At 51.2% G+C, this 15,060-nt stretch carries 12 protein-coding genes; 5 read left to right on the top strand and 7 right to left on the bottom strand.

Features of this window, described 5'->3' with window-relative positions:
• Positions 1-303 precede the first annotated feature (303 nt).
• The 4 genes from rpsU to rpoD all read left to right on the top strand — a co-directional run bounded on the left by rpsU (position 304) and on the right by rpoD (position 5,284).
• Complete coding sequence (rpsU, locus tag KDK15_RS03625) at positions 304-519, top strand: 30S ribosomal protein S21 (protein WP_020582360.1); 216 nt, start codon at positions 304-306, stop codon at positions 517-519.
• 104 nt (positions 520-623) lie between these two features.
• The gene (locus tag KDK15_RS03620) at positions 624-1,073 is read left to right on the top strand and encodes a GatB/YqeY domain-containing protein (RefSeq protein WP_257294002.1); all 450 of its coding nucleotides are present in this window, start codon (positions 624-626) and stop codon (positions 1,071-1,073) included.
• A gap of 67 nt (positions 1,074-1,140) precedes the next feature.
• On the top strand, positions 1,141-3,141 hold the full coding sequence (dnaG, locus tag KDK15_RS03615) for a DNA primase (RefSeq protein WP_257294001.1): 2,001 nt from the start codon (positions 1,141-1,143) through the stop codon (positions 3,139-3,141).
• 316 nt (positions 3,142-3,457) lie between these two features.
• Complete coding sequence (gene rpoD, locus KDK15_RS03610) at positions 3,458-5,284, top strand: RNA polymerase sigma factor RpoD (RefSeq protein WP_257294000.1); 1,827 nt, start codon at positions 3,458-3,460, stop codon at positions 5,282-5,284.
• Between the two features lie 266 nt (positions 5,285-5,550).
• Here rpoD and KDK15_RS03605 read toward each other — a convergent pair whose 3' ends face one another.
• From KDK15_RS03605 to pnp, 4 genes are all read right to left on the bottom strand, one after another.
• On the bottom strand, positions 5,551-6,459 hold the full coding sequence (locus tag KDK15_RS03605) for a phytanoyl-CoA dioxygenase family protein (protein ID WP_257293999.1): 909 nt from the start codon (positions 6,457-6,459) through the stop codon (positions 5,551-5,553).
• On the bottom strand, positions 6,456-8,801 hold the full coding sequence (locus tag KDK15_RS03600; protein ID WP_257293998.1) for a glycosyltransferase family protein: 2,346 nt from the start codon (positions 8,799-8,801) through the stop codon (positions 6,456-6,458). Before KDK15_RS03600 ends, KDK15_RS03605 begins: the two co-directional genes overlap by 4 nt.
• Positions 8,801-9,916, bottom strand: coding sequence for a hypothetical protein (locus KDK15_RS03595; RefSeq protein ID WP_257293997.1), 1,116 nt, complete (start codon positions 9,914-9,916; stop codon positions 8,801-8,803). The genes KDK15_RS03600 and KDK15_RS03595 overlap by 1 nt, the downstream gene beginning before the upstream one ends.
• 425 nt (positions 9,917-10,341) lie before the next feature.
• The gene (pnp, locus tag KDK15_RS03590) at positions 10,342-12,471 is read right to left on the bottom strand and encodes a polyribonucleotide nucleotidyltransferase (RefSeq protein WP_257293996.1); all 2,130 of its coding nucleotides are present in this window, start codon (positions 12,469-12,471) and stop codon (positions 10,342-10,344) included.
• A 139-nt stretch (positions 12,472-12,610) separates the two neighbouring features.
• On the opposite strand from pnp, the gene KDK15_RS03585 reads away from it, so the two are divergent.
• Positions 12,611-12,820: a hypothetical protein gene (locus tag KDK15_RS03585; RefSeq protein ID WP_257293995.1), complete on the top strand. Its 210-nt coding sequence runs from the start codon at positions 12,611-12,613 to the stop codon at positions 12,818-12,820.
• On the opposite strand, the gene rpsO is transcribed toward KDK15_RS03585, so the two are convergent.
• From rpsO to rbfA, 3 genes are all read right to left on the bottom strand, one after another.
• Positions 12,817-13,086: a 30S ribosomal protein S15 gene (rpsO, locus tag KDK15_RS03580; protein WP_257293994.1), complete on the bottom strand. Its 270-nt coding sequence runs from the start codon at positions 13,084-13,086 to the stop codon at positions 12,817-12,819. The two genes, KDK15_RS03585 and rpsO, sit on opposite strands and share 4 nt — an antisense overlap.
• A 156-nt stretch (positions 13,087-13,242) precedes the next feature.
• Positions 13,243-14,319 (bottom strand): tRNA pseudouridine(55) synthase TruB, encoded by a 1,077-nt coding sequence (gene truB / locus KDK15_RS03575; RefSeq protein WP_257293993.1) that lies wholly within the window; start codon positions 14,317-14,319, stop codon positions 13,243-13,245.
• Positions 14,320-14,322: 3 nt separating this feature from the next.
• Entirely contained in the window at positions 14,323-14,721 is a 399-nt protein-coding gene (gene rbfA / locus KDK15_RS03570; RefSeq protein WP_257293992.1) for a 30S ribosome-binding factor RbfA, read from the bottom strand.
• Between the last annotated feature and the right edge of the window lie 339 nt (positions 14,722-15,060).

Genomic DNA, 15,060 nt, shown 5'->3' with positions numbered 1-15,060 from the left:
AGAAAATATGATTTCATTTGGTTAACTACTTAAGTGGGCGTTTTTTGCATTTTTGTTGAATAAGCTTTAAAATTCGCGCCTTTGAAAAACTGCGATTAATCTCTCCCGTTAGTGTGAGTATTAACGTCCTGCTTTAGGTAAAGACCCGTCTTTTCGAAGCACGATCCTGGTAATCACAGGGGCGACTTATCGCATTCGCGCAGCATTGGCTGTAATCCAGCTGTGAGTTTTTTAGCCTTCAGTCGCACTGACCGGGGCGGATTCATGGTCAACATTTGTTATTAAAAGGAAGGTGATCTCTGCATGCCTGCTGTTAAAGTTAAAGAGAATGAACCGTTTGACGTAGCCCTGCGCCGTTTCAAGCGCTCTTGTGAGAAAGCTGGTATCCTGGCTGAAGTTCGTCGTCGTGAGCACTACGAAAAGCCAACGACCGTTCGCAAGCGCAAGGCCGCTGCTGCTGTCAAGCGTCATCTTAAAAAACTGCAGCGCGAGCAGCGTCGTCGTGAGCGTCTGTATTGATCAACCGACCTTAACATTGGTTCTATCAATCCTATGATTTACGCATCGACTACTATTGAGCTTTGAACCCACCAACCTTAACTTCAGGTAAAAAGGAACGTGTCATGAGTGATTGCATTGTCAGGGATCAACTGACAGAAGCCATGAAGGATGCCATGCGCAATCGCGACAAGCCACGGCTGGGTACTATCCGTTTGGCCCTGGCCGAACTGAAGCGAATTGAAGTTGATGAAAAATCATTAGACGATCAACGTGCCCTGGCAGTTCTGGACAAAATGGTAAAGCAGCGTCGCGATGCCATTGAACAGTTCGAGTCTGCCGGGCGCACGGATCTTGCCGAACAGGAAAAGCTGGAACTTGGCGTTCTCGCTGATTTCCTCCCTACCCCGCTATCGGAAACTGAAATCACCGAGCTGGTCGACCTCGCCATTAACAGCACAGGTGCATCCAGCATGGCCGACATGGGCAAGGTGATGGGCATTGTCAAACCACAGGCACAGGGCCGGGCAGACATGTCCTCCATCAGCAAAATTGTTAAATCCCGGTTAAGCTGACACTCACCCTGACGGGTGATAATATCTAACGTTATTTTCTTTTCTGTTTCAGGCGCAGCTCTTCACCATGGCCGGACGGATTCCCCAGTATTTTATTGATGACCTTCTTACCCGCATTGATATCGTCGATGTTATCGATCACCGGATTAAGCTGAAAAAAACCGGTCGCAACTACTCTGCCTGCTGCCCTTTCCACAAAGAAAAGACCCCGTCCTTTACGGTGAGCCCTGACAAGCAGTTCTACTACTGCTTTGGTTGCGGAGCCAGTGGCAACGCCGTTGGCTTTGTCATGGATCACGACCACCTGGATTTTCCTGAAGCGGTTGACACGCTGGCAGGACAGCTGGGCCTGGAAGTCCCCAGGGAAGAAAACCCGCACAGGCAACGGGGCCCGGACCACAGCGAACTCTATAATCTGCTGGATCGCGCAGTGGACTTCTATAGCCGCCAGCTGAAACAGCATGAGCAATCCCCCAGGGCATCCCACTACCTGAAAAACCGGGGGCTTGATCCGCAGACCTGCCAGCACTTTGCCATCGGCTTTGCACCGCCGGGCTGGGACAACCTGAAAAAAGAGCTGGCCACCTCACCAGAAAAAGAGCAACAGCTGATCACCACCGGCATGCTGGTCAATAATGAAGACCGCAATACGGTGTATGATCGCTTCCGGGAGCGCATCATTTTCCCTATCCGGGATAGCCGGGGTCGCTATATCGCTTTTGGCGGGCGCGTTCTGGGTGATGAAAAACCCAAGTATCTGAACTCTCCCGAATCCCCTGTTTTTCACAAAGGCAAAGAGCTTTACGGACTGTTTGAAGCCCGGCAGGCCAACCGCAAGCTGAGCCGCATCCTGGTGGTTGAAGGGTATATGGATGTTGTGGCGCTTGCCCAACAGGGGATCACCAACGCTGTGGCAACCCTTGGCACAGCCACCACCCCTGACCACATACAACGACTGTTCAAAGTCGTGCCCGAAGTCATTTTCTGCTTTGATGGCGATGATGCCGGAAGACGAGCCGCATGGCGTGCACTGGAGTCAACACTGTCCAACATGCAGGATGGTCGCCAGGCCCGTTTCCTGTTTCTGCCACAGGGAGAAGACCCGGATAGCATGGTTCGCAAGGAAGGCTCCGAAAGCTTTATTGAGCGAATCAAGAGCAAGGCCATCAGCCTGGATAATTTACTGTTCCGGGAATTGGAGTCAGAGCTTGATCTGACCACCATGGATGGTCGCGCCCGTTTGGCCAAACTGGCTCAACCTTACCTTGATAAACTGCCCGAAGGCTTGTTTCGCCAGTTGCTTGTGAAAAAGCTCTCAGACCGGACAGGGCTGGATACACATTACCTGGAAGCCCACTTTCAGGAGAGTGCCCGTACCAGAGAATTACCCGCAAGCCGACCAGAAACAGAAACACGCAGCCTAAGTCAGGAAGCACATGTTCATCATAGCCATTATCAGCCAACGCCTTTCCATGATGCAGACTATGAAGAAAGACAGTACACACCTGAAGAACATCTGGGCTACACCACACCAGAGACTTCACGCAGGCCTTCAACCGGTCATCTGGCCAACTCAGCAAGACTGGTGACTTCCGGTTACGCCATACGACAGTTATTATGTAACCCGGAGTTTGCCCGGGAAGTTTCAGAGCCATTTGATAACCTTAAACTGGCAAACGACAGTGACAGCCAATTACTGATCGACCTGTTAACCATACTCAAAAAAGAGCCGTCACTGAAAGCCAGCACGCTCATTGCCCAATGGTACGGAACAGAGAAAGGACAGCGCCTGCAGGCCCTGGCAGCGCTGGATCACGGCACCATCGCTCATCGGGATGAGTTTCTGGAAACCCTGACCAGCATTCGCAGAAAAGCAGGATTAAACCATCAGAAAAATCTGTACAAATCACTTATTCAGAGCTTCCAGAACAAAAAACCGGGACAAATTGACGAAGAACTTCGCCAACAGTTCCGTCAACATCAGGAAGCGCTCAGAGAGCAGATGACGCAACAGAAAGCAACCGCGAAAACACTCAGCGATAGCCACGAAAAAAATGGAGAAAGTTAATCTTTTTTTTGGTAGTGCCCGACAAACTCAACCGATTCCCCGAATCGATACATAAAAAAATAACTGCACAACAAAAAATATTAGGTATACTTGAATGTCACTGTGTCCCGTGGAACTGCATTATTGGCCACATTTCTAATACAAACCCGGTCTGAAAACACCAAGGAAAGGTAACCCGCGTCATGGAATGCATTCCGGTACCTCGTCCAACCAAGTCGGGCCGCTACCCTGTGGTACTGTACCCAGTTTATGAGCTATAATTGCCTGCTTACGTTTTTTTGTCCGGTTCGTCAATATCCGCTGTTAAAGGGTTGATATGTCAGCAAATTCGCAACAACAATCCAGATTAAAAGAGCTTATCGCCCGTGGTAAGGAACAGGGGTACCTGACTTACGCGGAGGTTAATGACCATCTTCCGGAAGATATTTCCGATCCTGATCAGGTGGAAGATATTATCCGCATGATCAATGACATGGGTATCAGCGTCTATGAGACCGCTCCTGACGCCGATACTCTGCTCATGGCTGAAGCCGACACCGATGAAGCGGCCGCCGAAGAAGCAGCCGCAGCGCTTGCTGCCGTCGAACAGGAAGCAGGAAGAACCACTGACCCTGTTCGCATGTACATGCGGGAAATGGGTACTGTAGAGCTGTTAACCCGTGAAGGCGAAATCCAGATAGCCAAGCGCATCGAGGAAGGCTGGCGTGAAGTCATGTCGGCACTGGCTCAATTCCCCGGTTCCGCCCAGATTGTCCTCGACGAGTATGATCGCCTGACTGAAGAAGAAGGTCGCCTCACCGACGTTATCAGCGGCTACATAGACCCCGACGATAATACTGAGATCGCCAATACTGATGATGACGATGTAGAAATCGACGAGTCACTTGATGGCGATGACAACGATGACGATGAAGACAGCGAAGAAGAGGGCGATAGCGGCCTGGATCCGGAAGAAGCCAGGGAACGCTTCACTCTTCTGAGAGAGGCCCTGGAAAAGGCCACCACGGCTATTGCCACTCATGGTCGTGATAACAGCCGGGCGGCACTTGAAGAACTGGCCGAAGCTTTCATGCCGCTGAAGCTGGTTCCACGCATCTTTGACATGCTGGTTTTCAGAATCCGCAATGCCGTAGAGCGTATCCGTGATAATGAGCGCGCGGTCATGCAGCTGTGTGTTCGCAAATCAAAAATGCCCCGAAAGATCTTCCTTAAGGCATTTCCGGGTAACGAAACCAACCTTGGCTGGATCGATGAACTGGCCGCTGGCAGCGGCGGTTACGTCGAAGCTTTGCAGAACTATCGCGAAGAGATTATTCGTGCCCAGAAAAAGCTGGCCAATATCGGGAAAGAATTCGACCTTTCCCTGGTCCAGATAAAAGACATCAATCGTAAAATGTCTCTTGGCGAAGCCCGTGCCCGCCGAGCCAAAAAAGAGATGGTTGAAGCCAACCTTCGTCTGGTTATTTCTATTGCCAAGAAATATACCAATCGCGGTTTGCAATTCCTCGACCTGATTCAGGAAGGAAACATCGGATTGATGAAGGCGGTGGACAAGTTCGAATATCGCCGTGGTTACAAGTTTTCAACCTACGCCACCTGGTGGATTCGCCAGGCGATTACCCGATCGATCGCGGATCAGGCCCGTACCATCCGTATTCCGGTCCACATGATTGAGACCATCAATAAGCTGAACCGGATCTCAAGGCAGATGTTGCAGGAGATGGGCCGGGAACCCACACCTGACGAGCTGGCTCTGCGCATGGATATGCCAGAAGACAAAATTCGTAAGGTATTAAAGATCTCCAAAGAGCCAATCTCCATGGAGACCCCCATTGGTGATGATGAAGATTCCCACCTGGGTGACTTTATTGAAGATGCCGCCATGCAGTCGCCAATCGACCGTGCAACAGGTGAAGGCCTGAAGGAATCTACCCGTATGGTTCTGGCTGGCCTGACCGCTCGTGAGGCAAAGGTACTGAGAATGCGCTTCGGTATTGATATGAACACCGACCACACGCTGGAAGAAGTGGGCAAGCAGTTCGACGTTACCCGTGAGCGTATCCGTCAGATTGAAGCGAAGGCCCTGAGAAAACTGCGTCATCCAACTCGCTCGGACCACCTTCGCAGCTTCCTTGATGAGTAATCATCAGCCATTCAGGTAAGGCGAGGCGATTAGCCCCGTCCTTCCTAATGCAGGAAGCGCCAATACCCATTCAGCGCCCCCTCGTTCCCATGCTCTGCGGGGAATGCATACCGGAGCCTGCAGGATGTGGAACAACCTGTTTTTGCCCGGAATCATGAGAGTTTAATGGGGGTTCTAATTTGCGGAGAGGTTCGGTATGCATTCCCACGGGGGACCGTGGGAGGTATCATCAAGTAATTCATTTCTGGCCAGGTACTGCTCCAGCATTACCAGGGTTCGATGCCATAGATTTTCTTGCCTGTTTCCGTCAGGTTTTCAAATTTTTCCCGTAATGATTGAATGTGAGAACCTGCCGTTTTCCGCAATCCTGCCTCATGATCGTATTGGCCTGTGCCTTTTTCCAGGGCTTGCACCCTTTTATCCCTCAGAGCCTCATTGGCAGAGGCGGGCAGAAAGCTGATCATCGCCAACATACGCTCGCGCCTGCCGTCGGTGCAGGCAGGGTCTGGATTAAATCGTGAGTGGGTCAGGCGAGAATCCCATACCACCATTTCCCCTTCTTTTAATTGCACAGCCCTGAGTGCCTGCCAACGGGTTTGTACATCCTCGCCCTGATATTCAATCCAGCCCTGTTTATCATCTGACCACGATTTATATTGTCCGAAGTCATGATGTGAGCCGGGGATAATACCCAGCATGCCGGTGGTTTTATCACAATCCCTGAGCGCCAGTAAGCCTTGAACGGCACTGAAACCGGGCTGGGTATGGGGATTTTGATCCACATGAAGGGGCAGTGAACTGTTCTGGTCTGTTTCTGGCCGCATATAAATGCAACGGTCAAATACCACCCATAGTTTTTCATTATCCCAAAGGGTTTCAAACAGCCTGACCATGGCTGGGTTCTGCCTGAGCTGGGCCAGGGCATCATGGTACAGTTCAAAAAAACCATTGATGCTGGCATCTGGATATTTTTTGACCTGACGTTGCAACAGGCTGACGGCATTGTCACGATCCGCAGCAGTGGAAACATTCCCGGCAACGATGTAACCATACTTCACAAATGCTTCTTTGATCTCTTTCGGGTCAGACAGCTTTCCATCGTAAACACAGTGACCGCTGTAGTTTATATGTTTAAAGGTATTGTTGCTGTAACCGGGGTGTGCCAGTGGGTTCATTGTTTTTCCTCCTCCTTCAGGGTGTTTTGTTTGTTTAGCCGCTGCAGAATCTGATCAGCAATGACTTTCCCTCCGCCATGGGAAAATCGCCTGTCAAGTTCACTCAATGATGGCTCATCGGTATGGGACAATTGGTGATGAGCAATATCCATGAGACGGCTGAGTGTTGTGATTGCTGCGGGTTCTGTCGTTAACCTTTTGATGCGATGAGTGATGGATTCCATCACCTCTCCCTGACTTTTGAAGTAGTCAATGGGCGGGGTCTCGGGAAATATGTCATGCCAGTCAATGCTGGCATCCACCATATGGTTTTGCTTCAGCAGTGTTAACTGCTGGCCCTGGCTGTCATTGGCCGGAGGTAGCCAGATGATTTTTTTTCCCAGGGCGGCCGCCTCAAATATGTTGCCCAGTCCGGGGGTCATCAGGGCCACTGTTGACTGCTGCAAAACATCCTGCACTTGATCAGGTGCTAATGTCTGGACCTCAAACTGGTCCCGTGTGGCTTCTGCCAGGGTACGGCTGCCCAGAAAATGGAGTTGGTCATAGTGACTGCCAAGGGTCTGGTTAATGCAATTCATGATGATTTTTGCGTAGTTCATCATGACGGAAGAATTAACCAGCGGATTCATCAGCCCACCGGTATTGACCAGCAATAGACTTGCCGTATTGGTTTGGGGGTGCTTATCCTGATGACTCTGCAGGCCGGACACTATGGAAGGTACGACGATGGTTTCCGGCAGTTTATTCCTGTTTTCCTGTAACCGCTCTTGCACAGTGAGAAAGTTCTGTACCAGATAGAGATCGGCATGGGTGATGGCTGGAGACACCTCTTTCCAGTACCAGGACAGTGGATCATAAACAATGACTTCAAGGCCTGCTTCTTTGGCCCACCCGGCAACCTCCAGATCACAGGCGGTAATGAACAGATCGTATTCACGCAGGTGGCGAAGGTACTTTTCTTTTCGGTCTGTGACAGAGCCCTGTTCGGTGCAGTCAATTATTCGGTTATATGGGTATTTGGACTGAATATCGAGGGTGTGCTTTTCTCCGATATAGGCGAGGTGTCTGGCGTGTTTGCGCACATAAGGAAATATTTCCCCGATGGCTGCAGAAGGGCCAAAACCGAAGGGTTCCGCATTAAATAGTATCTTTTTTTCTGCCCCTGAACCCGTGCTGGCAGACTTGATCTCGTGGCAAGGGGAGGGCTCCTGAACAGGGCACTGGTTTTCCTGCAGCGTCTGTTCAATGATTCGGATAACCTGGTCTTTGCCATTCCCCCGCAAAAGCACAGTGTTATCTTTGCTAATGTTGTCGGAATAAAAAGCCAGGTTGGCAATAAATGTTTTCAGTCTTTCTGCACTCAGTTCCCCCGAGTTTATCCCAAACTGGTTGTCGCCAATCACTTTGGCATTGATCTGCTGTTCATACAGATTTTTCAGGGGGATGGCATAGACAGGCTTGTTCAGGTACATGGCTTCTGACAGCAGCGTATGCCCTGCGGTGGAGATCACCCCACCACAGGCTGCCAGTAATGAAACAAATCGGGTGTCGCCATGGTGATAAAACCGCAAATGCTCACCATCAGCAGGAAGCGGACACTGCTTAGGTAAAAATACATGCACGGTGTCAGATACATTCTCCCGGACGATCTGTAGCCATTGATCAATGGGCAGAGAGGTCCAGGACTGAGCCGTAATGTACATCAATAACGAGGCCGTTGTGCCATGGCATTGTTCTTTTGCGGCAATGATTTCCGGACGAATAACCGGTGGCAGCAGGGTCACATTGGCAGTATATCTCCGCTGCTGCTCTTGAACTTCAGGTTGAACGGTAAAGAAAGAGATGGCCAGACGCTTGTCGGCACGGGGAAAGAAAAGCGACAGCCGCTCCTGTTCATCCCGGAATGACGTACCGGCCAGATCAGGCACGAAGCTGCCGGTTAAAAACTTGCTTTGTTGGTCGCTGGTGACCAGCGGCGCCTGTTTGCTGTAGGCATATTGGGCGGACACCTGCTCATAGTCACTGATCACCAGATCCGGAGTACCCAGTTGTTGATTCGCCACCGCCATGGCCTGGAAGTTGATTCGGTTGAAGTTCGCGCAGTTGTTTTGTGGCAGTCCACTGCTGGTCTCAAAATCCAGCCCGGTCAGACAGCCAGCAATGTAGGGATTGTTCACCTCACATACGCGAACCCCCGGATACTCCTCCTTATGGTTTTGGAAATACTCCAGCGCCTGCCCGTAGGTGAACAGGACGATCTTATGATCTCTGTCCCTGAGGTAATTGAGGCAGGGCAGCTGACGGTTCAAATGGCCGTTGCCAATGCCACAGATGCCAAACACTATCTTTTTTTTTTGCCCGTAAGAGCAGGCTGCACGTCCATGGACAGTGTGGGCATTATGGATTGGTAAACGTCCTGCAGCGAGCCGCTGATCTGCCGTGTCTGCCGCCCGTTCTCGCGAAGATAATCCCCTAGCTTCTCCGCCAGGTAGTCTTTGACCTCGTGAGGAACGGTTCCGTCAAGGACGGCATTATGATCACCGATCAGAACATCCTCGCGTTGCTTGTCGAGGAACAGGGTAAACAGCTGATGTCTTGCACTTTCAGCAGTTAGGGTTTTTTCCATGAAATTGTCGTTTAACTTGACCAGCACAATGTCCCGTATCGGGACTTCCGATTCCGGATCACCATAGTAATCCGAAGGCAGCTGAAAATGCGTTCGGTCCCCTACGCTGGTGAGGAACTGTTCGGATTTTCCTGCTTCGGCAACTCCGGCACTGACCACAGGCTCCCATTGGGGCATATCATGGTTACGCACCGAAATGGTTTTCGTGCCCGCAATGGCTTTGAGTTGCCCGTCATCGGTAAACCTGACGAGGGTTTTGTCAGCCGAAATGATCTTTCGTTCTGGCAGTGTTCGGTGCTGCCGGGCATGCTCCAGTACCAGTGTGGTTTTACCAGAGCCTGAAGGACCGGCAAGCAGGTAACATCCCCGGGCATCGCCGATGCAGGCCGCATGGACCGGGAACAGTTTTCTTCGTAACCACTCAACCCGGCAGGCCCCGTAAAGAAGGTGAGGAAAGGTATCCGGCATGATGTCGTTATCGGGAGCCATAACCTGAACGGATTGGTTTCGTCGCTCGACAACCGCGTGGCCAGTGGTCTGGACGTGTTCCACGGTCACCAGGGTCTGATCACTGTTGCAGGGTTGTGGCTTGAATCCTGGCAAATGGGCTGACAGGTGTTGAATATCCCGCTGGGTCAGTGAAATGTTTCCGGTTGAGGCAAAATCGAGACGGTGCTGTTGTCCGATGTGCCATGAAACGGAAACCTTGCCCCTTGGTGTGCTTCCAATGGCTGTATCGACAGCACTTTGGCAATGGTCAGTGTTTTGTAAGGCTCTTTTCCTTAGTCCTTCTGAAGAAGAGCCGGATAAATCGGGTAGTGAATTCATCATTTAATGTTTTATTCATTTATTGCTTAGATGTGGCAAGCCTGAGTTGTCAAAAATAACCAATAAAGATACAGGCCTTGGAATTACCGGTTAGTAAAAACTGTCCAATAACGTTTTATAAGACCGCCTTATCACGAGAAAGTTCATCGTCTTTGACTTGTTGCTCAAGTTTGAGCTGAGCAACCTCGAAAACACAAATCAGCAAACTCTTTCTTGCTGCTCCTGTACCGGTGGAAAATACCAGTACTTAAGTCTAATTTCAGTCAGTGCTGCAGAAACCATCAAAGACAGGGAAAGCATAAAAAGCAGAAATAAGCGAGGAAAACGTCAGGATAAAAGGGGGAGAGCTGATGATGACCGGAAATACGACAGAACCATCAAATAGTGGAGGTGAGACTGGCACTGAGGCCAGCCTCCTAGAGCGGTGATTACTCAGCCGCTGCAGCCTGCTGCTCCTTAATACGGGCAACTTCCTTCATGCTCAGCTTAATGCGACCACGGTTGTCCAGATCCATCACAGCCACTTCAAGCTTCTGACCCATCTTGACGTAGTCAGCAACATTCTCCACCCGGTGATCCGCAATCTGGGAAATGTGTACCAGGCCATCCTGGCCAGGCAGAATGTTAACAAAGGCACCAAACTCAACGATGCGAGTCACAGTACCCGTATAGATCTTGCCAATTTCAGCTTCGGCTGTGACACCGTAAACACGGTCATAAGCGGCCTGACAGGCTTCGCGGGTCTCACCATAAATTTTGACGGCCCCATCATCAGCGATATCAACCGATGCACCGGTATCTTCACAGATAGAACGGATAGTGGCACCACCCTTACCAATAACATCACGAATCTTGTCCTGATCAATCTTCAGGGTCATGGTCATTGGTGCGTTTGGCGACAGTTCACTGCGCGAACGGGCGATGACTTTATTCATCTCGGCCAGGATATGCAGACGCGCATGCAGAGCCTGATCAAGGGCGATATCCATGATTTCTTCCGTGATACCGGCAATCTTGATGTCCATCTGCAGCGCCGTAACACCATGGGCAGTCCCGGCCACTTTAAAGTCCATATCACCCAGGTGATCTTCATCCCCCAGAATATCGGTCAGGACTGCAAACTGCTCGCCTTCCTTTACCAGACCCATGGCAATACCGGCAACCGGTGCCTTCAGAGGCACACCGGCATCCATCAGTGCCAGGGAAGAGCCACAGACGGAAGCCATGGAGCTGGAACCATTGGATTCGGTAATTTCAGACACCACACGAATGGTATAAGGAAACTCTTCTTCACCGGGCAGTACTGCCTGAATACCACGACGGGCAAGACGACCATGGCCGATTTCACGGCGTCCCGGAGGACCCATACGACCAGCTTCGCCGACCGAGTATGGCGGGAAGTTGTAATGCAGCATGAACGGGTCACGGCTTTCACCTTCCAGGGCATCCACAAACTGCGCATCACGGGCAGTACCCAGCGTTGTAGTGACGATAGCCTGAGTTTCACCGCGGGTGAACAGGGCGGAACCGTGAGTCTTTTTCAGAACGCCAACTTCTACCGTAATTGGTCGAACGGTTTTGGTATCACGACCATCGATACGTGGCTGACCGTTAATGATGTTGCCACGGACTACGGACTTTTCCAGTTTGCTGAAGTAAGTCTGAACATCATCAGCATTGAACTTGCCTTCGTCATTGCCAACCAGCTCTGCTTCAGCCTCAGCGCGCAGTTCAGCCAGCTTATTGCTGCGCTCCTGCTTGATGGTGATGCCATAGGCCTCGCGAATTTTCTGCTCAAAGCCAGCAGCAACGGCTTCTTTAACCGCCGTTTTTTCTGGCTCTGGCTGCCAGTCCCAGGTTGGCTTACCGGCTTGTGCCGCAAACTCTTTAACGGCAGCAATAACCGCCTGGTACTCCTGCTGGGCAAACAGGACCGCGCCCAGCATTTCATCTTCTGTCAGTTCCTGCGCTTCGGACTCAACCATCAGCACGGCGTCGCTGGTACCGGCAACTACCATATCCAGCTCAGACTTTTTCATCTGCTCGAAAGATGGGTTGAGAATGTAACCATCGTCTTCAGTGAAACCAACACGGGCAGCACCCACAGGACCGGCAAATGGAATACCGGAAATAGCCAGGGCTGCGGAAGTGGCAATCATGCCCAGAATATCAGGGTCGTTTTTCTTATCCACCGACATCACCGTGATGATGACCTGAACTTCGTTCATGAATCCTTTCGGGAACAGCGGACGAATAGGACGGTCAATCAAACGGGAAGTCAGCGTTTCTTTTTCGCTGGCCTTACCCTCACGCTTCAGGAAGCCGCCGGGAATTTTACCAGCCGCGTAAACCTTTTCCTGATAGTGAACGGACAACGGGAAAAAGTCCTGACCATCACGGGCACTTTTAGCACCCACTACCGTCGCCAGAACCTGCAGCTCACCCATGGTTGCCAGCACAGCACCGGTGGCCTGACGGGCAATCCGTCCAGTTTCCAGGGTCACGGTGTGCTCACCGAACTGGAAAGTCTTTGTTAATGCTTTTGGAGCAATACTCACGTTATTTTCCTTTATTACCAAACGATATCACCCCACCTGCATCCACACTGTCATAGAGATGGATGCAATTCAGAGACCTCTCGGATAGCCTCCTAGACCAAAACCTCTGAATTGCACCCCATGCAGACAGAGTGCAGTCATGGGCAATTCTTGTCCAAGACTACCAGAGAAAACAGAGCCTGGCAGTCGCAACCAGCAGAGAGAGGCTGCCCGGGTTGACAACATTCTCAATTCTCAACCCGCAAATAACAAAACACCGCCAGCCACAGATAGTGCAGCTCGCGGTGCCTTGACTGTGGGAGGTGATATCAAGACACCACCACCCCATATGACTGGATCAAACGATTAGCGACGCAGACCCAGAAGCTGGATCAGGCTGCGGTAACGTTCAACATCCTTACGCTTCAGGTAGTCCAGCAGATTACGACGCTGGTTTACCATGCGAATCAGACCACGACGAGAGTGATGATCCCTGTGATTCACCTTGAAGTGTCCCTGCAGACCTTCGATGTTAGCAGTCAGCAGAGCCACCTGAACTTCAGGGGAACCGGTATCGCCTTCAGTGCGAGCGAATTTCTTCAGGATTTCAGCTTTCTTTTCAGCAGTCAAAGCCATTTGTTCAATTCTCCAGATAATATGCAATACAGAAAACCGGCATGACCGTGCATATTTACAGCCAGCCATTTAAACAAGCGACGAATTCTATCACTATGTTGTGAACGCGTCCAAAAAAACTATATAAGTAGTTGGCCAAATGGAATTTTTGCTGAATCAGCCTTTGACCAGACGTTTAGGCGCCACCAGACCATCATCCGTAATTTCGCCGATACCCAGGAACACCACGCCTTCAACACCTTCAGCAACGCCATAGATACGGACATTGCCGGATGTCGGCGCCTGAGGCACCTGGACCGGATTCCCCAGAGAAATGTAATAACTGCTGGTTGCGCCCAGTTTTACCTGCGGCCAGTCACTGACAGCACTATCCCGGGGCAGCAACAGATTATCAATCACACGATCACCGGCCTTATTGCGGATTTTGGACAATTCCCTAAGACGCTCTGACTGCGCTTGTTCCAGCTTGTCACGCCCCAGTTCTTCCGCCAGCCCGGACAGCTCGGCAAACTCAATGCGCTGGTCGACACCCAGGGCCGAGTCACGGGCTTCATCCCGCATGGCCGCCAGCTCATCCAGGGAATACGCATGATGTTCGTTATAAGGGCCTGCCTTGAGGCGCTTCAGCTCAGCAACATGACCAAGACAGCCCAGGGCCTCACCAATATCTTCAATCAACGTGCGGATATAGGTTCCCTTGGTACAATCCACTTCGAAAACACACTCATCCCCATCAAAGTCCAAGAGCTCCAGGCGATGAATGGTAATGGTGCGCGAAGGACGCTCTATTTCAATACCTTCCCGGGCATATTCGTACAGCGGCCTGCCGTTGTGCTTGAGCGCTGAATACATGCTGGGCACCTGCTCAACATCACCCCGGAACTGTTGCAGAATGGCCTCCACATCAGAGCGGGTTACCGTCACAGGGCGCTCTTCGACAATCTCCCCCTCACGGTCACCCGTGGTGGTTCTTACACCCATTTTCATGGTGGTACGGTAGGATTTATCAGAATCCAGCAAATACTGGGAAAACTTGGTGGCCTCCCCCAGACAGATGGGTAAAACGCCCGTCGCCAGCGGATCAAGACTGCCGGTATGACCAGCCTTGGCGGCATTAAACAGCCGTTTCACCCGCTGGAGCACCTCATTGGAAGAAGCGCCATACACTTTATCAACCACAATAATGCCATCCACCGGACGGCCACGATTAGCGCGTCGACCTCTTCTGGCCATGACTTACTCCTCGGTACCTTCTTCTGAACCTTTATCCGCTATAGCATCTTTGGCAACCGCCTGATCGATCAGCGAGGACAGGTAAGCCCCACGCCGCAGGCTGATGTCATAGTAAAAGCGGAGCCGTGGGGTAAACCTAAGCTTGATGGCCCGGGCCAGCTGGGAACGCAGGAACCCCGCAGCCTGACTCAATATCTCCAGGTATTGATCAATTTTTTCCTGGTCATCCACCCCAAGAAAAGAGACATAAACATCGGCAAAGGCGAGATCCCGGCTCACTTCGACCGCACTGACCGTGACCATACCAAGACGAGGATCTTTCATTTCCAGCTGAATCAGCTGAGCCAGTTCTTTCTGAATCTGGTCGGCTACTCGCTGGGTACGACTGTACTCTTTAGCCATTGAATACTCACTCCATAAACCACAAAGGCACAGAGACACAAAGCAATCCTTCCCTTTGTGCCTTTGTGCCTTTGTGTTTAAAAAAAGCCTGCGGAAGAAACCCGCAGGCTCTAGCAGACTGTCCGAGAATAGGCTGCCCTACGCGGCAACTGCTCCTGCATCCATGCAGTTGTGCGGCGACAGCAAATTGGTCTAAAAATCCGCTTTTGTTCGGCAAGTAGCGCCGCTATTCTCCTCAGAATCAGAAATTTTCATCCTCAATTCCTCGCAATCCTCGTTACGGGGTCGCCTAGACGGGCGCTATTCTCGGACAGCCTCCTAGCACCTATTTCACACGCT

The sequence above is a fragment of the Endozoicomonas sp. YOMI1 genome (assembly GCF_024606345.1).
In the GTDB taxonomy this organism is placed as follows: Bacteria; Pseudomonadota; Gammaproteobacteria; order Pseudomonadales; family Endozoicomonadaceae; genus Endozoicomonas.
The sequence above is the reverse complement of the archived record's forward strand: the minus strand, read 5'-3'. Positions and strand labels throughout refer to the sequence as shown.